This is a genomic window from Nitrospira sp. (assembly GCA_035968315.1).
In the GTDB taxonomy this organism is placed as follows: Bacteria; Nitrospirota; Nitrospiria; order Nitrospirales; family Nitrospiraceae; genus Nitrospira_D.
Genome location: JAVYIN010000008.1, coordinates 48,448 through 66,346 on the forward strand (window position 1 = coordinate 48,448; position 17,899 = coordinate 66,346).

Annotated in this window: 18 protein-coding genes and 1 tRNA gene; 9 read left to right on the plus strand and 10 right to left on the minus strand. The window is 59.5% G+C overall.

The features are described from left to right. Nucleotides 1-126: 126 nt before the first annotated feature. Nucleotides 127-1,329 (minus strand): M24 family metallopeptidase, encoded by a 1,203-nt coding sequence (locus tag RI101_12720; protein ID MEC4890911.1) that lies wholly within the window; start codon nt 1,327-1,329, stop codon nt 127-129. On the opposite strand from RI101_12720, the gene RI101_12725 reads away from it, so the two are divergent. From RI101_12725 to RI101_12740, 4 genes are all read left to right on the plus strand, one after another. After that, nucleotides 1,328-1,855 carry a hypothetical protein gene (locus RI101_12725; GenBank protein ID MEC4890912.1) on the plus strand — a complete coding sequence of 176 codons (528 nt, stop codon included), beginning with the start codon at nt 1,328-1,330 and terminating at the stop codon, nt 1,853-1,855. The genes RI101_12720 and RI101_12725 overlap by 2 nt on opposite strands. Nucleotides 1,856-1,998: 143 nt before the next feature. Next, nucleotides 1,999-2,406, plus strand: coding sequence for a hypothetical protein (locus RI101_12730; GenBank protein ID MEC4890913.1), 408 nt, complete (start codon nt 1,999-2,001; stop codon nt 2,404-2,406). A gap of 1 nt (nt 2,407) precedes the next feature. Then, nucleotides 2,408-3,148 (plus strand): gamma-glutamyl-gamma-aminobutyrate hydrolase family protein, encoded by a 741-nt coding sequence (locus tag RI101_12735; protein MEC4890914.1) that lies wholly within the window; start codon nt 2,408-2,410, stop codon nt 3,146-3,148. Nucleotides 3,149-3,271: 123 nt separating this feature from the next. Further along, nucleotides 3,272-4,720 (plus strand): amino acid permease, encoded by a 1,449-nt coding sequence (locus RI101_12740; protein ID MEC4890915.1) that lies wholly within the window; start codon nt 3,272-3,274, stop codon nt 4,718-4,720. Nucleotides 4,721-4,735: 15 nt separating this feature from the next. Here the strand turns inward: RI101_12740 and RI101_12745 are convergent, their stop codons facing one another. The 8 genes from RI101_12745 to RI101_12780 all read right to left on the minus strand — a co-directional run bounded on the left by RI101_12745 (nt 4,736) and on the right by RI101_12780 (nt 11,488). Then, complete coding sequence (locus RI101_12745; GenBank protein ID MEC4890916.1) at nt 4,736-5,170, minus strand: hypothetical protein; 435 nt, start codon at nt 5,168-5,170, stop codon at nt 4,736-4,738. A gap of 74 nt (nt 5,171-5,244) precedes the next feature. After that, nucleotides 5,245-5,751, minus strand: a complete 507-nt coding sequence (locus RI101_12750) for a phosphate-starvation-inducible PsiE family protein (GenBank protein ID MEC4890917.1) — start codon at nt 5,749-5,751, stop codon at nt 5,245-5,247. A gap of 19 nt (nt 5,752-5,770) precedes the next feature. Further along, nucleotides 5,771-6,163: a hypothetical protein gene (locus RI101_12755; GenBank protein ID MEC4890918.1), complete on the minus strand. Its 393-nt coding sequence runs from the start codon at nt 6,161-6,163 to the stop codon at nt 5,771-5,773. 9 nt (nt 6,164-6,172) lie between these two features. Beyond that, nucleotides 6,173-7,456, minus strand: a complete 1,284-nt coding sequence (locus tag RI101_12760; GenBank protein ID MEC4890919.1) for an MFS transporter — start codon at nt 7,454-7,456, stop codon at nt 6,173-6,175. Further along, a complete protein-coding gene (nagZ, locus tag RI101_12765; protein ID MEC4890920.1) occupies nt 7,453-8,556 on the minus strand; it encodes a beta-N-acetylhexosaminidase in 1,104 nt (367 codons plus the stop codon). The genes RI101_12760 and nagZ overlap by 4 nt, the downstream gene beginning before the upstream one ends. Before the next feature lie 20 nt (nt 8,557-8,576). Next, nucleotides 8,577-10,085 (minus strand): leucyl aminopeptidase, encoded by a 1,509-nt coding sequence (locus tag RI101_12770; protein ID MEC4890921.1) that lies wholly within the window; start codon nt 10,083-10,085, stop codon nt 8,577-8,579. 51 nt (nt 10,086-10,136) lie between these two features. Beyond that, a complete protein-coding gene (queE, locus tag RI101_12775) occupies nt 10,137-10,811 on the minus strand; it encodes a 7-carboxy-7-deazaguanine synthase QueE (GenBank protein MEC4890922.1) in 675 nt (224 codons plus the stop codon). Beyond that, on the minus strand, nt 10,802-11,488 hold the full coding sequence (locus RI101_12780; GenBank protein MEC4890923.1) for an HAD family hydrolase: 687 nt from the start codon (nt 11,486-11,488) through the stop codon (nt 10,802-10,804). Before RI101_12780 ends, queE begins: the two co-directional genes overlap by 10 nt. 147 nt (nt 11,489-11,635) lie before the next feature. Between RI101_12780 and RI101_12785 the strand changes: the two genes are divergently transcribed. From RI101_12785 to RI101_12805, 5 genes are all read left to right on the plus strand, one after another. Next, a tRNA-Leu gene (locus tag RI101_12785) sits at nt 11,636-11,719 on the plus strand. 409 nt (nt 11,720-12,128) lie between these two features. Next, entirely contained in the window at nt 12,129-13,934 is a 1,806-nt protein-coding gene (locus RI101_12790) for a PAS domain S-box protein (GenBank protein ID MEC4890924.1), read from the plus strand. Nucleotides 13,935-13,944: 10 nt separating this feature from the next. Beyond that, entirely contained in the window at nt 13,945-14,601 is a 657-nt protein-coding gene (locus tag RI101_12795) for a response regulator transcription factor (GenBank protein ID MEC4890925.1), read from the plus strand. Nucleotides 14,602-14,894: 293 nt separating this feature from the next. Then, nucleotides 14,895-15,266 carry a response regulator gene (locus RI101_12800; GenBank protein ID MEC4890926.1) on the plus strand — a complete coding sequence of 124 codons (372 nt, stop codon included), beginning with the start codon at nt 14,895-14,897 and terminating at the stop codon, nt 15,264-15,266. Nucleotides 15,267-15,342: 76 nt separating this feature from the next. Then, nucleotides 15,343-15,777 carry a hypothetical protein gene (locus RI101_12805; GenBank protein ID MEC4890927.1) on the plus strand — a complete coding sequence of 145 codons (435 nt, stop codon included), beginning with the start codon at nt 15,343-15,345 and terminating at the stop codon, nt 15,775-15,777. Nucleotides 15,778-15,779: 2 nt separating this feature from the next. Here the strand turns inward: RI101_12805 and priA are convergent, their stop codons facing one another. Further along, nucleotides 15,780-17,693 (minus strand): primosomal protein N', encoded by a 1,914-nt coding sequence (priA, locus tag RI101_12810; GenBank protein ID MEC4890928.1) that lies wholly within the window; start codon nt 17,691-17,693, stop codon nt 15,780-15,782. Nucleotides 17,694-17,899: the final 206 nt, after the last annotated feature.

Genomic DNA, 17,899 nt, shown 5'->3' on the forward strand with positions numbered 1-17,899 from the left:
CACCTTTCTTCTTCCCGTGAGCCTTGACGAGGCCCGGCCTAACGCCCCGCACCTGGGCTGAATCTAGCCGCCACAGCGATGGACTGTCAAGGAAGGTATGATCAGAGAGGGAGCGACCGAACTCGCTTACAGGATGGGAACGATTTCCGTCTGCAGAGGCTGGCCGTAAGCCAGCGCCTCGCGTTCGGAGACATACACATCCAACTCACTCCGAATGCCAAATTCTCCCGGCAGATAAATTCCCGGTTCAATTGAAAAACAGGTGTGTGGAATGATGCGTCGGCTATCTTGAGTCTCCAAATTATCGATGTTGGCCCCGTTGCCATGCACTTCTTCGCCGATGGAATGGCCGGTGCGGTGGACGAATTGTGCCCCATACCCAGCCGCCACGATCACCTGCCGGCAGGCCTCATCAATTTCCCAGCCATAAGGGTATTGCCCTGCAGCCACTCGCTGTTGCACAAAAGTGACGGCGGCATCGCGGCCACTCCGCACCGTGTCGAAGACCGCACGATGCTTGGAGGGAACCCGGCTTCCCGTAAATCCGGTCCATGTAATATCTCCATAGACCGCACCCGGCTCCTGGCGCTTGGCCCAGAGGTCGATCAACACCAAATTCTCACGAGTAATGGGCGAAGACCTGGTCGCGGTTGGCCCATAGTGGGGATCCGCGCTATGGGCATTCACGGCTGCAATGGGAGGACTCGACGTCACCATCCCCGCATCATGAATCCGCCCCAGGATGAATTGCTGTACATCATATTCCGTAAGCGAGCGGCCGGCATGTACTACCGATCCGACATGTGCAAACGCTTCATCCACGATCCGGCGCAAGGCCGTCACCGCATAGCGATGGGAGTCCAGCTGCTCGTCCGTCCAGACCGCTTCAAACCGCTGAATCAGGTCGGCTGCACTCACCACATCCACCCCGAAGCTGCGGATCAGATCGATCGTGCCCGCATCAACCCGCGAGACATACGGCACGGCATTCCGCGGGGAGTATTGCATCGCCACACGCCGCTGACCGGCGAGGAGCGCCGACAGAAGCCGGTGCTGCTCTTCCCATGACACATAGACCTGAGAGCGCCCGGGCAATTCATCCAGCACGTGAGGCTCAATGCGATGGAGCAGCTTCACCGGTTCGCCAATCGCCGGCACCCAGTAATACCAGCGCCGCGTCACATGGCGTGACGGGTCCAAGAGCAGGACGCGATAGGCCAGGGGATCGCTCCCCCGAAAATCATAGAACAACCAGCCGTCCGCCAAGCCGGTCTCCCGAAGCGTCTGCTGAATCGACGCCACCCGTTCGTCATATCGTGAGGTCGTCATGGTGAGGCATCTTATCGTCGGAACAGAGACCCGTCAATTCACGCTCGGCTCGATCCAGCCGCATGCTACAATGTGGCGCATGGATACGACCGCGCCACCCGACCAGCTTCCGTATCGCGTGACACTCTTCTTTGGTCCTGAAACCGTCGAAGAACAGGATGACACTCACTACTGTGTGTTCAATGTCAAAAAACGGAGTTGGAAGGCCGGGATTCAAGTCTCCGTCGAGATCGCGAAGGCCCAAGTCACGGCCCTCCAGGAAACACTGCAGCTGACAGAACGTCTCGCAAGCGCTCTCGCATCCGTGCCCGAACCTGAACAGGCTGACTACGCGGCACGCATTCAGGACCTTTTTGCCCAAGCGATCGCCTGGTGCAAACTCGACCTGCGACTAGATTTAGGCGTTCCCCAAGAGAACCAGCGTATCGGCAGCACCGAACTGGTCCAAGAACTTCATCATGCCGCACAAGCCAGACGAGAGTATGTTGTTTCCTACATCCTCAGCGAGCTCGATCTCATGCCATGAACGCCTTCGTGGGCATTCTGCTGAAAAGCCATTCGGCAGGGGGTTTGCAAGCGATGATGAATTTGTTATAACGCGATACACCCGTTTTGAATCAGGAGAGTCATTCAGATCACTCTTCTGCTGTGAAGAAGAAGGAGGTACCCGTGACACGTCTTGGATTGATGCGTACGCTTCCACTGACCACGCTGGTCGTGCTGATGACATTTTCGCTCCTCATCGCCGCTCCGGCCTGGAGTCAATCATCTTCAGCCGATACCCAACAGGGAACGGCCTCCGGCGCAGGCATGCAGGCAGCCTCCGCCGTTTCCACCATTCTGTATTTTCCGCTCAAGGCCGCCTTTTCGATTTGCGGTGGCATCGTCGGCGGATTGGCCTATGTCTTCTCCGGCGGAAGCGAACAAACTGCCAAGAACATCTGGATCCCCAGCATGTACGGCACCTACGTCATTACCCCCGAGCATCTGAGCGGCGATCGCCCAGTCCGATTCCTCGGCGTAGCCGCCGACAGCGAATCGTCAGGCACCACCGGTGCGCCTGAACCAGTCCGGTAACATGAAACCCGTCATCGGCGTCACGCCAGACTTTAATGCCGGTGACCGGAAAGAATGGGGTGGGCATGAGCCCACCTATTTTTTGCGGGCGCGCTACATTCGCGCCATCGAAGAACTCGGCGGAATTCCCCTCATCCTGCCGCTCGTCGCCGATACAGCGGGACGGCGCCGCCTCCTGGACGGCATAGACGGGCTGCTCTTGACCGGAAGCGGACCCGATCTTCCGCCGCGTCTTTACGGAGAGCGTCAGCGCTATAAATTTCCGCTTGTCAGCGAGCGCCGCGCCAACTTCGAGCTGGATCTCGTCCACCACGCGCAACAACGCGACCTCCCCTTGCTGGGCATCTGCGGCGGGATGCAAACCCTCAACGTGGCCTTTGGTGGCAGCCTCTTTCAGGACCTGCCGTCCCAGGTGCCCGGCGTCTTGCCCCATCGGCAAAAGGCCAAGGCGATCCATGTGTCCCACGCCGTAACGGTCGCACCAGGCAGCCTGCTCAGAAGAATCGTCAAGAAGGCCTCGATGATGGTGAATAGCTCCCACCATCAATCCGTGAAAACCGTAGGACCAGCCTTGATCGCCAGTGCCGTTGCGCCGGACGGCGTGATCGAAGCCGTCGAATCGCCCCGACACCGATTTCTCCTCGGGATCCAATGGCACCCTGAATTTCTCTTCGAGCGCCACGTACTCCATCGGCGGTTATTTCACGCTTTGCTACGAGCCGCTCGCCACACGCGCACCTGATACCCGGGAGGTCACGCTTCTCAATTCTTCTGGCCCTCCACTATCCTGCTGCTATACTGACCAAAAGATGGATCCTGCATCCTTGAACACCCACACAACTTCAGACGATCGTTCGGAGGGTTCGTGACCAGCCGCCTCTTGCGCACCAAATCGATCGAACGCATTCTCTCAGACGCCGACCATCCGCAGCACCGCCTCAAGCGCACCCTGAGCGCGTGGGACCTGACCGGATTGGGCATCGGCGCCATTATCGGCACCGGCATCTTTGTGCTCATCGGCACCGCGATCGTGGGCGATGCCCACCGGCCAGGAGCCGGTCCTGGAATCATTCTCTCCTTCATTCTGTCGGGATTGACCTGCGTGCTCGCCGCCCTCTGTTATGCGGAATTTGCGGCCATGATCCCGGTCGCCGGTTCGGCCTACACCTATTCCTATGCCACGCTCGGCGAATTCCTCGCCTGGATCACCGGATGGAATTTGATCTTGGAATACGGGGTCGCCTGCGTCGCCGTAGCCATCGGCTGGTCCGGCTATTTCAACAATCTGCTCAAGCTTGCCGGAATCCAGTTACCCAATTGGGCCACCCACGCCCCCGGAGGTCCCGAGGGCGGCATTGCCAACTTCCCTGCGGCCATCATCGTCTTGCTGGTGACCATCATCCTCGTCATCGGCATCAAGGAAAGCGCCCGCGCCACCGGCATCATCGTGTGCCTGAAGCTGGTCGTCATTCTCTTTTTCATCGCCGTCGGCGGTCCGGCGGTCACCCCGAGCAACTGGACCCCGTTCATGCCGCAGGGCTTTGCCGGGGTGAGCGCGGCCGCCGCCACCGTCTTTTTTGCCTACATTGGGTTCGACGCCATCACCACCACGGCGGAGGAAGCCCGCAATCCTCAGCGGGACTTGCCAATCGGCATTATGGCCGCACTGGGCATCTGCACGATTCTCTATGTCGCCGTCGCCGCCGTCCTGACCGGGCTCGTGCCCTCCGATCAGATCGACATTCATGCACCCGTGGCGGAAGCCCTTCGCTTGGTGGGATATACATGGGGCGCCGCCGTCGTGGCCATCGGCGCGGTGGCGGGGATTACGAGCGTCCTGGTCGTGATGATGTTGGGCCAGATCCGGGTGTTTTTCGCAATTTCACGTGATGGGCTGCTGAGTCCCTGGCTATCGGCTGTTCACCCGCGGTTTGGAACGCCCCATCATGCGACCTGGCTGACCGGGGGTGCCGTAGCGCTCATGGCTGCCCTTGTGCCCATCGGCACCGCCGCCGACATGACCAATATCGGAACGTTCTTCGCGTTCACCCTCGTCTGCATCGGCCTCATCGTCCTGCGCTACACCAGGCCCCATCATCCCAGACCGTTCAAGACTCCCTTCATGCCGTGGGTCGCGATCCTGGGCGCGATGTCCTGCCTTGCCCTCATGTGGCAGCTTCCCACACTCACCTGGCATCGGTTTGTCTGGTGGACCATCGCGGGCATCGTCTTGTATGGAATCTACGGGATGCGGCACAGCAAGCTCGCCGCAGCTCAGGCGAACGAAACCGCGACGCGGCCGAATTCAGACTAAGCAACCAAGACAGGATTACTTCGATTCGACCGCAGATTCCGGTGTAGCCGCTGGAGCGGCAGAAGCAGATGGCGGAGGAGTCGCAGGAGCAGGACTTGGCGTGGCGGCTGCCGGAGGAGCTGGCGCGACACCGGCTGCTGCTGGGGGAGCAGCCGGCTTGGGAGGAGCGGCCGGTTTCGGCGGAGCTGGTTTCTCCGGCTTAATTCCACCTTCCCACGACGGCCCGGAATACATCTCTGCCGCCAGCCCTTTGGTCTTCCACTTGTCTTCGAAATCAGCCGCTGCTTTGTTCGGAGTTTCCCCCACACCCAAGACGTCATTCCAGGGATAGGCTTTAGGACTGATCTGGCAGCCGGTCTCCGTCCGCTTCAAATAGAGCGCGATCGGATTCCCTCGGTAGGGGCCGAGAAAGATATGCACGCAGCCGACATATTCGAGTAAATTGGCCATACCAGTCTCCAGGAAGGCGGATGATGCCATAAGTCGCGGGACACAGGCAAGTCAAAGAGACAGGAATCTGACTGCTAGGCGATCGCGCTATTCCCAGCCGCCGGCCGCTTTCGGATCATGAAAACCGCAATGATGAGGACCAGAATGACCAGCACATTCAAACCCACATCCATCAAGTATTGATAGAATTGCATGTCCGTCATGTGCAGTTGATGGGACAACTCCGCGCTCGCCGTCAAAATTCTCCTGGTACAGGCAATAATGCCCACGGCCAAGTACGGCTCCAGCGTCAGGACTTCGGTCTGGAGAAATCGGACCACCGTGCGGAAGAGCTCCAGTAAAATAATCACCAACAACAAATCATTGAGCAGCTTGAGCCCCGCCGGCAGCAACGCCACTTCCCCGGCCTTGGTGAACAACACGACCAGGAACAGATACCACGCATGCAGGAAAATCAGCATGCCCAGGATCAAGAGGCTGAACCCGGCCGTGGCATAGCCCAACCGGTCCAGCCACTCCATGTAATGACACCAGCGCTTCAGGACCTCACCGCGAGCCGTGACCGATTGATCAGCCGCCATCACTATCCTCCGATCGTGATTAGGCGTGTCCCGCCTGACCGGTTGGCTTCGGCTCCGGATCAGGGGCACGCATCTGACCGAACTTCAGCTCCCGCATCGAACTGGCCGTCAAGGAATGTCCGCAGCAGCGGATTTCCTTAAAGCCCGCTCCGCCATCCATAATCATCACACGCAACCCGCAGGAATCGGGATAAAGCTTCTTTTCATCCAGGATCACCGCCGGAGGCAACAGCCCTTTTTTCCGGCCGGCCGGAGAGCCCATGTCTTCCACCACATCCAGCTCCGTCAATTCATGATTGCAGCAGATCACCTTCTCAAACCCTTCGCCGCCGCCCATGACTTTGATCACGAGTCCGCACGATTGAGGATGCCGTTTGTGCTCATCGAGGATATCGCCCTTCTTTACCGCCATCCGGTCACCTCAGTCCTGCGCAGCCGCGATGCCGCGCTCTTCATCGACTCCAAGAAATACGGCCAGGCCGGCCGCGAAAAAGACCACCATGGAGAGGACCGCCCAGCGCTGGCTGCCGGTCCAAGCCGTGACTTCACCGTAGACGATCGGCCCCATGATCGCCGCAAACTTCCCGACGACGGAAAAAAACCCGAAGAACTCTCCTTGCCGGCCCAGCGGGGTAAATCGTCCGAGCAGCGTGCGACTGACCGCTTGATTGGATCCAAGCGCAGCACCCGCCACCAGCCCGAGCAGATAAAACTGAGTCTGTGTTTGAACCATCGCCGCAGCAATGACCAACCCGACCCACATGACTAACGTAATCGTGATGGCTCTGACCGCGCCAATCCGATCAGCAACCACTCCAAATCCGACCGAGCCGAGGCCCGCCGTAATCTGGGTGACGAGGAAATAGATAATCAGATCCCCCGGCGTGAAGTCTAGGACTTTGTTGGCGAAAATCGCCGAGGCCACAATCACCGTATTGATGGCATCCGAATAAATGAGATAGGCCACGAAGTACCGCCGCAGATCACGATATTTCGCCAATTGGCCGATCGTGTCGCGCAATTGGGCCGTCAGTTCACGCCATAGGGTCAGCCCAGGCGCGAAGCCCCTCGGTTGAGCCCGCTCCTGCAGCAAGGCAAAAGTCGGAAGGGCGGCCACAAGAAAAAACACCGCGGTAACCACAAAACTCAGCCGGTAGAAGATCAAATTGGCGTCGGCAAATCCCTCTTTGATGAAGGGATAGGCCAGCGCCAGCGACAAGAGCCCGCCGACATAGCCGAATCCCCACCCGTACCCGGACAAGCGGCCCATCTGCTGGGGCGGCACCAGCTCGACGAGAAATGCGCTACAGAACACAAAACCCAGGTCAAAACCGATATTGGCCAGACCGAACAACACCAGCCCGAGCCCGGTGTCGCCCCTGACGACGAAAAACAACAACGCGGTGCAGGTCACACAGAGCAGGGTAGAGCCGATCAGCAGCCACTTCTTGACCGCGCGGGCATCGGCCAACGCCCCCAATAGCGGAGACAGCACCGCGACCACCAGCATAGAGGCCGAATACCCCCAGAACCACAGCCGCTCAGCCATTCCGTTAGAGGACAGATCCGCCGCCACGACCTGAATGAAATAGACGCTATAGGCGACGGTGACGATGAGGGTGGAAAAGGAGGAGTTGGCGAAGTCGTAGCAGCACCAGGCCCAGAGTTCGCGACGGCTGGCCGGGTAGGGGGGCGGCTGTGTCACACCGTCGCTTTCGCGATGCGCTCGCGCGCCTGGTGGATGGAGCGGAGCAGCATTTGATGGCTGCGGCAGCCCACGATCAACTTGGCATCGGAAATCACAACCGGCTTATAGGGGGCAAGAAACCGCTGCTTCAACCGGGCAATACGCGCCAGCGATTGCTCCAACCGCTCGATGGAAATACTTCCATCGGCAACGGCTTTATCCAAGGCCGTGATGGCCGCAATCTCGCGGTTCCGGTCCTTGCAGATCAACGGCATGTCGCAACCAGCCTGAATCGCCCGCACGGTGGCCTCTTCAATGCCATAATGATCGATAATCGCATGCATCTCCAGATCGTCGGTTAAGACCACCCCGTCATATTTGAGTTCCCCACGAAGGAAATCGGTGATGATGGCGGGAGACAGCGTCGCAGGCACCTTGTCATCCAAGGCGTGGTACCGCACATGGGCCGTCATCAATGTGGCCACTCCGTGAGCCGTGGCCTGGCGGAACGGGGGAAACTCGACGTCTTCCAGCCGCTCGCGCGTAGCCGTCACGACCGGCAGTTCCTTGTGGGAATCCGTACTCGTATCCCCATGTCCGGGGAAATGCTTGCCGCAGGCCACCACACGGCTATCTTGAAGACCGCCGATCGTGGCCAATCCCAGTTCGCAGACAGGACCGGGCGTTGTGCCGAAGGCGCGATCCCCGATCACCGGATTCGCCGGATTGCTGTTCACATCCAGCACCGGGGACATATTCATATTGATCCCGACCGCCCGGAGTTCTTTCGCAATGGTCGCCGCCGCCGCATAGGCGAGTTCGGAAGAGTTGCAGCGCCCCAGCACCTCGCAGGGCGGGAAAATCGTGAAGCTCTTCGGCAACCGCGACACCCGGCCGCCTTCCTGATCGATCGAAATCAGCAACGGCGAATGCGGGCTGCACCGCTGCAGCTCATTCGTCAATTCCACGATTTGCCCGATCGATTCCAGATTGCGCGAAAAGAGAATCACCCCGCCTGGCTTATATTCCCTGATAAAGGCCGCCAGGTCCGGGGAAACCGACGTCCCGTCGAACCCCACCATGAATAACTGGCCGATCTTCTCACGCGACATCAGCATAGGTGCAGCCCTCAACGGCCTTAGAGTGTCCGATCGATCAAATACTGGATCAATAGCCGCGTCCCAATCCCGCTGGGCCCCTTGGGAATATAGGCCCGTTCCCGCTCGCTCCAATCCGTGCTGGCAATGTCCAAATGCACCCAGGGGCAATCACCAACAAACTTGCTCAGGAACAACGCCGCCGTGATCATCCCGCCCCCGCGGCCTCCGATATTCCGCATATCCGCGACATCGCTCCGCAGCTGCTCGAAGTATTCCTCCCACAGCGGCATCTCCCAGACCCGCTCCCCTGAGCGCAATCCGGCCTTGCGCAACGTCTCCTTCAAGACCGTATCGGTCCCGAACATGCCGATGGCGAACTGCCCCAGCGCCACGACACAAGCGCCGGTGAGCGTGGCAATGTCGATCAGGGCCGCCGGTTTGTAGCGGGTCGCATAGGCCAGCGCATCGGACAAAATCAGCCGGCCCTCCGCATCCGTGTTCTGCACTTCAACCGTTTTGCCAGACAGCGTCTTCACCACATCGCCGGGCTTCATGGCCCGGCCACCCGGCATGTTTTCGGCCACCGGCAAGATGCTGATCAGATGCAGGGGCAATTTCAACCGGGCCGCGGCACGGATCGACGCCAAGACCTCGGCGCCGCCGGTCATATCCGCCTTCATATGTTCCATGTTTTCCGCCGGCTTGAGTGAAATACCGCCGGTGTCGAACGTGATGGTCTTGCCGACCAGCACAACAGGCCGCTCGTCTTTTTTCTTTGAGCCCTTGTATTCGAGAATAATGAACTTCGGAGGCTCATGACTGCCCCTGGCCACGCCGAGCAACGCGCCCATCCCGAGTTTCTCCATATCGCGCTCTTCGAGGATCTTGATCGTCAGGGATTCTTCCTTCGCAATCGCTTTCGCCTCGTTCGCCACCATGGCCGGGGTCAGCACATTCGACGGATGGTTGCAGAGATCGCGCACCAACACCGCCGCCTCCGCCGTCGCGACACCACGCCGCAGCCCTTCCGTGACGGAACGGAGCGCCTCCTTCCCCGTCACCAATACGCACATGGCCTTCACATCTTTGGCAGCCGGCGCGTCACTGCGATAGGTCGTGAACTGGTAGCTGCCGAGAATCGCCCCCTCGGCCATCGCTTGCGCGGCCTCCACCAGCGACGATGCGGCCGGCAGCAGCGCGGGTAAGGCGACGATAAACGACGACGCCTTGATCTGACGCACCCGCTTCACGGCATACCCCATGGCCTGCCGAAGCTGGTCCGCGCCGAGATCCTTCTTCTTGCCCAGCCCCACCAGGAGAATCCGTTTGGCAGGGACCTTTTTCTGTGCATGAATCAAGGCCAGCTCATTGGCCTTGCCCTCGAATTCTTTCGATTGCAGCAAGTCCCGCAGCACGCCGCCCAGGGCCTTATCGACCGACGCGGCATCCAGGGAAAGCGCCTCGCCCTCGCAATGCATCAGGACCAGTACCTCGGCTGCTTCGGTTGTGACCCGGCCTATCTTGGTTTCAACGCGCATGATCTTCATAGCCCGTACACCCTCCTCGAAATAGACGACACCACCTCACCACACAGGATGCTATACGCCCCGCATATCGGGAGCCCAAATATATTTGTGCAACTGCAATTGGAACCGTACCGGCAGCCGATCCGCCAGAATCCATTCCGCCAACTGGCGAGGGTCCAGGGAGCCGAACACCGGACTGAAGAGCACCGTGCAGCGGTCGGCCAGCCGATACCGCGCCACCATCTCGCGCGCCCAGTCATAATCCGCGCGGCTGGCCAGCACATACTTCGCTTCATCCTTGGCCGTTAACTGATCCAGGTTCGGCCAATGCATGCGATCCGTCATCCCGCTGCCCGGACATTTCACGTCAAGAATGATATGAGCCCGCCGATCGACCGGCTCAATGTCGATCGCACCACTGGTCTCCAGCAAGACCGTATAGCCCTCGTCGCAGAGCCGCGCAATCAATGGAAGCGACTCCGGCTGCGCGAGCGGTTCGCCGCCGGTCACTTCAACCAAACGGCATCCGTATTGCGCCACCTGCGCGAGGAGCGCATCGACAGACAACAATGTACCGCCATAGAAACTATATTCCGTATCGCACCAGGTGCAGCGGAGCGGGCAGCCGGTCAGCCGAATGAAGACGCACGGCTGGCCCGCATAGGTCGACTCGCCTTGAATACTGAAAAAGATTTCGGTGACCCGCACCATCGTCTCTCGAGGCGGTGCAGCCAGATTCATTTCCATGACACCACCGGCCAGCCATTGCGCCGGGCTACCCGGGCCATCCCCCTGATGGGATTCACCACGGTTGGATGCCCTACCGCGCTCAAAATCTCCCGATCGCCGGGACTGTCTCCATAGGCGAAGCAGGCGGCCAGATCCAAGTCCAGCTCCTCAGCCAGACGCTCCACCAGTGTGTGTTTTCCATTCCCGTAGGGCAACGGCTGAAGCAGATCGCCGGTATAGACACCATCCCGTTGCACCAGTTGGCCGGCCAGACACCGATCGACTTGCAGCGAGGTCGCAATGGGATCCACCAGAAAGTCGAGCGATCCCGTCACCAGCACAATGGCATGACCGGCCTGCCGATGCTGCTCCATCTGTCTCATGGCATCGGGCGAGACCGCGGGGCATAAGCATTCACGACAAAATTCTTCACCCAGCGGCTCAATCACTTGAGCCGGCTTCCCCATCAAATACAGTTTCCGTTCCCGGAGCGGCTGAAGGGACAGGGCCGGCCAATGCCGAAGCCACCACATCGCACTGGCCCGCGCTTCGGGCCATCCCACGATTCGCCGCTGCCAGAGCCATCGAAAAAACCGTATTTCGCTCGCCTCGCCGGGCAATAGCGTGTTATCCACGTCGAAAAACGCGGCGACAGACGTGCCAAGACGGTGGCGATTGGAGGTCACGAAGGCCATGAAACGACTATCCTACCTGCTTACCCGAGAACGCCCACGGTCAGTACGGGAGATGGGGGCCGATTCTACCGGACACCTGCTTTATTGACAAGGATTTTGGCCTACTTCTATAATGCCCCTCCCTCGTCCGGTTTCCATGCTTCCGATGCCGAAGTGGTGAAATGGCAGACACGCACGTTTGAGGGGCGTGTGGCGCAAGCCGTGCGGGTTCAAGTCCCGCCTTCGGCACCAACAACAGTAGCTCCCGCCCGAATCTCTTAAGAGACGATGATCGATCGGCGCACGGCCCGCCGCTCTTTCTTGGCGGTTCATCCGGGCATCAGGCCTGGTGTATTTTTGTCTAGACATTCGTCACCCCTTCATAGGACACTCTTCATTCCTAATCTTCCCGGTTCAGGCCTTACCTGAGAGGGCATGTGGCTAAGCGGTTCTCGCAACCCACCTTACAACCACTGTTCTGGACTCCTCGACCACGACTCCTCTCTCTCCTGTTACATGGCGTCACGTTGAAACTGCTGTCAGCCTTTCCCATCAGATCCGGCTGTAGTTCCACCACCTTTTCTTCATCCATCTCCTTCGCACAGTCCCTTAGGTTCTCCGACCATCTCAGGATCTCTTCCACTAGACAAGGAGCTACCGCATGAGTCGCACCGATGTCCTTGAGGAACTTGAGTCGATGCGAACGCAGGTATCAGAACTTACACGCGAGCTCGCCGAGCGCGACCGCACCATCGACGACCTTCGGAACATCATGGACACCGTGCCCGACTTTCTGTTCACACTCGATCACGGCGGACAGCTCATCAAATGGAACAGACGGGCGGTCGAAGCCACCGGATATACACCCCAGGAGTTATTCCATAAACCCGCCCTAGACTTTGTTCCAGAGGAAGAACAGGATCGTACCGCAGCGGCGATTCGACAGGCCTTCACGGAAGGATACGCGGAGCTCGACGGCCATTTACTGACCAAAGGGGGCCGCCGCATTCCCTATCATTGGACCGGCGCCGCACTCAAGAATTCACAGGGTAACGCCATCGGCATCACGGGCATGGGCCGGGATGTCTCCGAACAGAAACGCGCGGAAGAGGAACACCGCGCCTTATTTGACCAAAGCCCGCTCATGTGCTTTCTCATCGACACCGATGGGACACTCCAGAAAGTCAACCGGCAGGGGGCAATGGCATTGGGGTATGAGGCTGACGAGTTGCTGGGCCAGTCCATCCTCACCCTGTTTCCGGAGGAACATCACGCCCTCGCAATGGACCATATCGCCGCCTGTATCATTGGCTCCGGAAGCGCCCTCGCAAGTTGGGAACTGGAGAAGCAACGCAAAGACGGCAGCCGTCTCTGGGTCAAGGAATTCACTCGGGTGATGACAGACCGGTATGGCCGGCCCACCCTGCTGATCTCCTGCGAAGACATTACGGATCGCATCCGGGCTGAGCACATGTTGCGGCTTTCACAATTCACGATCGATCATGCCGTGGACGCGATCTACTGGATCGATCCCCAGGCCAAGATCATCCGGGTGAACAAGGCGGCCGGCACTATACTGGGATACTCGGAAGAAGAGTTGTGCACGATGACCGTCCACGATCTGAATCCCGCATTCCCAGAAGCCATCTGGCCGTCGTTTTGGGCCGAATCGAAGCAACGCAAAACCCTTACGATCGAAACCACCCATCGACATAAGCAAGGCCACCTGATCCCCGTCGAGATTCAGATCAACTATCTTGCTTATGAGGGCCAAGAGTTCCACTGCGCCTTTGTTCGCGATATCACCAATCGCAAACAGGCGGAAGATGTGCTCCGCCATCGGGAGCAGGATTTGCGCAAAGTCCTCGACGAACGGGAACAGCTTAGCCAAAACCTCCACGACGGCATTTTGCAATCGCTCTACGCGATCGGGCTTGGCCTCGAATCCTGCAAACCCCTTATGCGCCACCGAAAACACGGCAAGGTCTCGGAACTCCTCGAACAAGCCATTGGCCAGATGAACCGCGTGATGGGAGAGATCCGGAACTTTATTGCCGGACTGGATTCCGGAATGTTATCGGAAGACACGTTCTCTAGCGCGCTGCATGCCGTGATTCACGCGATCACCGCCACCCAACCCCTTCACTGCACGGTGACCATCGACGATGCCGCCGCTGGCCGGTTATCCACCGAGCAGGCATTGCACTTGGTGAATATCGTGCGCGAAGCCCTCAGCAACAGCCTCCGCCACGGACGAGCCACGAAAGCCTCGGTGTCGCTCAAGCAACTGGCCCATTCCCTTCGCCTCTGCGTCAGCGAAAATGGGCATGGATTCAATCCACCCAGTGTGCAGGGAGTGGGAAACGGCCTGACCAATATGGCAGCGCGAGCCCACAAGATCGGAGCACGGTTCTCGATCCGTTCCGCGCATGATCGCGGAACACGCATCCTCGTCAATCTCCCATAACAGGAGGACTATGCGAACGGTACAACCTCACCCGGTCCGGTTGCTCCTCGTCGATGACCATGAAGTGGTGCGCGTCGGGCTGCGAACGCTGCTCGTACAACATGACCATGTCACCGTGGTGGGAGAAGCCGACAGCGTGGCTGGAGCCATTCTCAGCGCCGCACGGCTGAAACCCGACGTCATCCTCATGGATGTGCGTCTGCCGGATGGCTCCGGTGTGGACGCCTGCCGGGACATCCTGGCCGCCAACCCCGCAATCCGTGTGATCTTTCTTACCTCCTATGCCGATGACGACTCGGTCCTTGCCGCGGTGCTGGCCGGAGCGCACGGATATGTTCTCAAGGAAATCGATTCCGCCGCCTTGCTCCGAGCTGTACACACCGTTGCCCAAGGCCATTCCATATTGGACCCTCACGTGACCGAACGCGCCTTGAGCTGGATCCGGGGCCTTGGCACAACTCCGCAGGCCCCAGGTACGGACCCTCTCTCTACTCAAGAAGAACGCGTGTTAGCGTTAGTTGCGGAAGGGCAGACGAATAAGGAAATCGCAACGGCTCTCAATCTCAGTGACAAAACGGTGAAGAACTACCTGTCTAACATCTTTCAGAAATTGCGGATCACCCGGCGGGCTCAAGCCGCCGCATTCTTTATCAAACGGCAACCGTAGACAGAGACAGACGGCCCTAGACCAATCCGTCCCAAAATCCTTTCCAAGCCGCTCAATCGCTCTAGTAACAAGACGTTGCCATGCACTAAGCTTGGGCCATTGAGGCGGGATGTTCCATGATCTAAGGTCGGCTCTTCCTTGCACGAGATGACATACGGATGGAAGCGCTTGCTCGCATTAGCACGTGATGCTAGAGTTGCCGGGGCGCTCATCAACCGGCTGCATGGGCTTGCAAGAGTCTTCCCCCCACCCCAGCCGCACGGTTGCTAGGGCCTTCTTATTAGAGGTACTCCATGCCATCTGTCCTAGTCGTTGATGACGAAGATCAGATCCGCCAGTTGATCCGAGAAACCTTGGAGCAGGCCGGGTATGAGGTTCAAGAGGCCCGTGATGGGAAAGAAGGCCTGGAACGATACCGGGCCAAACCGGCCGACCTCGTGATCATGGACATCTTGATGCCGGACCAAGACGGACTGGAAAGTATCATGACGCTTCGGCGTGAGTTTCCTGCCTCCCGCGTCATTGCCATCACGGGTGGCACCGACATGATCGGCATCTTGAATTTCCTCGATGTCGCCAAAATGCTCGGCGCGCGCAGAACCCTTCAAAAACCATTCGACATGCAGACGTTGCTGGAGGCCGCGCGGGCCGAGCTCGCCCGGTAAGTTCGCTCCCGGCAGCCACGACCGCCTCACCCCTCATTGACTTCGGATCGTACAGCCGTCACACTGCCTCCCCGCCATGCCACTGACCTCGCAGAACCTCATCCAGCTCAACATCGGCCTCGGCACGCTTGTCGTGGCCGCAGGATTTTGGCTGCTCTGGGGCGCCGTGCCAACGGCGGTCATGGTCGGATGGACCCTGCTCGTTGCGGGTTTTCTCTTGTGGAAAGGCCGGACGATCACGAAAATCTGGGCCTGGTCCACGCTGCTTGTCGGACTGGAGAGCTTCGCCTGGCCGCTCAATCTGATGGTGCAGCTCAAGTCGGCCACGACCACGCCATCGGACGAAGAGATGGGAACCGTCCTCTCCGCCGTCGTCTTGGGACTCTTCGCCGCGGTGTTCTGGATTTCCTTTTCCTATGGCCTCTTCAAGCGCGCGTGGGCCGCATCGACACCGGTTCCTCCCACCACCCCGCCCACGCCCGTGAAACCACCCCGCCCCAAAAAGCGCTAGACTTACGCCATTTCGAGAGGATCCACGTCCACGCTGAACTTCACATTTCTGCGGGGATAGGCAGGCTCGACCATTTCCAGAGCCTGTTGCACCACCAGACGAATCGCGGCACGATCGTGTCCCTTGACCATGATGTGTGACCGCACTTGTCCTTTCGGACCCATCCCGACAGCCGGCACCGGACCGAGAATGCCGATGCCCTCAGATGACGGAGCGAGGAGAGACCCGGCGGGGGAAGATATCCCCTTTCGATGAACCGCCGTGACAGAGGCCGCCGCAGCACCGTGTAACTGCTTCACCCACTGTTGCGCAGCTTGCCCGACCAGCACACGATCCTTGCCGGACACCGCCAGGTGAATCAAGTGCACAGCCGGCGGATACCCAAGCAGTTGGCGGGCCCGCAGCTCCTCATCATAAAACCGGGCCGGATCATGGAGGGCGATGGCCTGCATGACATGATGGTTCGGCAGAGCGGTTTGGAGCACCACGCGCCCTCCGGTTGCAGCCGGACATCCCAAACTCGCCGCGTCAACCAGCAATTGGTAGGTGCGCTCAGCCGCTCGAAAGTCCGGCACGTGCAACCCGGAATCGGCCTGCACAATCCCGACAAGACCAACGGGAGCGATCGGCTCACGCTGAAACAAGACCTGCGTCCCGATGAGAATATCCCACTCCCCCGAGTACACCTGCCGCCACGATCCTCTCGCGGCCCCGGCCCCCTGCGAAACGTCTCCTTCCACCCGCACCAGACGGGCGTCTGGAAAGAGCCGGCGAACCTCCAGCTCCACCCGCTCCGTTCCCTCGCCAACCGGACTGAGACGTGACGAGCCGCAGGTCGGACAGATGTCGGGGGGAGACAGGCCGACACCGCAATATCGGCAGGTGAGCCGCCCTTTGTCTCGGTAATAGGGAAGCGCCACGGCACAGGAGGCACAGCGGGGAACCCACCCGCATTCCCGACAGACCAGCGCCCCAGCGTAGCCCTTTCGATTCAAGAACAAGATGGCCCGCTCATGCCGCTGCAGCGTCTCGCGCAACGCGGCCACTAAGCGGCCACTGAATGGCGAACCTGAAAAGTCCTGAGACAGATCGACCAATTCGACGATCGGAGCCTGCTCAGGGCGAAACGGCTGCGTCCGTCGCTCAACGTCCGCCACCGTCATGGACTCCAAGGAAGGATGGGACGATCCCATGACCAGCGGCACCTGATGCTGTTGCGCCCGCAACCACGCGACCTCGCGCGCATGATACCGCGGCTCCTGCGGTTCCTTGAGCGCCGCGTCATCTTCACCCTCTATCCATATCAACCCGATCTTGTGCAACGTGAGGAAAATGGCCGAACGGGTCCCGACCACGAGCTGAGGCGACTCCTTCGATTCCGTGGGGCTCACAGGATTCTGAACCCGGCCATGATGCACGATCACTGGCAGGTCCATGATGCCCTGCAGAACCTTCGCCAGCCATTCAGCCTTCGCCACCTCCCCGACAATCACCAAAACCGACCGGCCGGCGGCCAACACCTGTCTGGCGGCACTGGCCAACAAGGCAATCCGATAATTCGTGTCACCATGAAACAAGACTTTCATGGCGCGAGAGGCCTGCAGAACGTTTGTAAGACATTGTCCAGCCTCTCGATCTATTTCCGGAGACAGCGGCAAACGGATGGGCGCAGGATGCTGTGCCACCGATGCTTTGCGGGCCGGAGCCTGCTTCCGCGGAGCGCCACCCGTGCTGCGTATGACCCACTGCTGGGCTTGGAGCCGTTGCAGAGTGCCGCGCGGGACTTCCTTGGCAGCCATTTGAGTGGTCGCCGCCGATAACCCGCCGGTTCGCCGGGCAATACGGGTGAGAAGCGGCCGCATTTCCTCGGGACAGCGCCCCCCTTCAAGTGCGCTCCGTCCCTCCTGAGTAGCCATGAAACGGATCGGTGGAGGCTTCGAGAGCGGTTCCGCAGGCAACACCAACCGCAAACATTGCCCCCATGGGGCAAGATATTCATCCGCCACTCGTTTTGACAATGCGAATAGCTCCGGGGAAATCCCCGAAAGCTGCGCCCCTTCGACAACGGAAACAATCGGTTTGAGCCGAGAGACACTCATGCCCGTTGGCGGCTGGCCGCTCA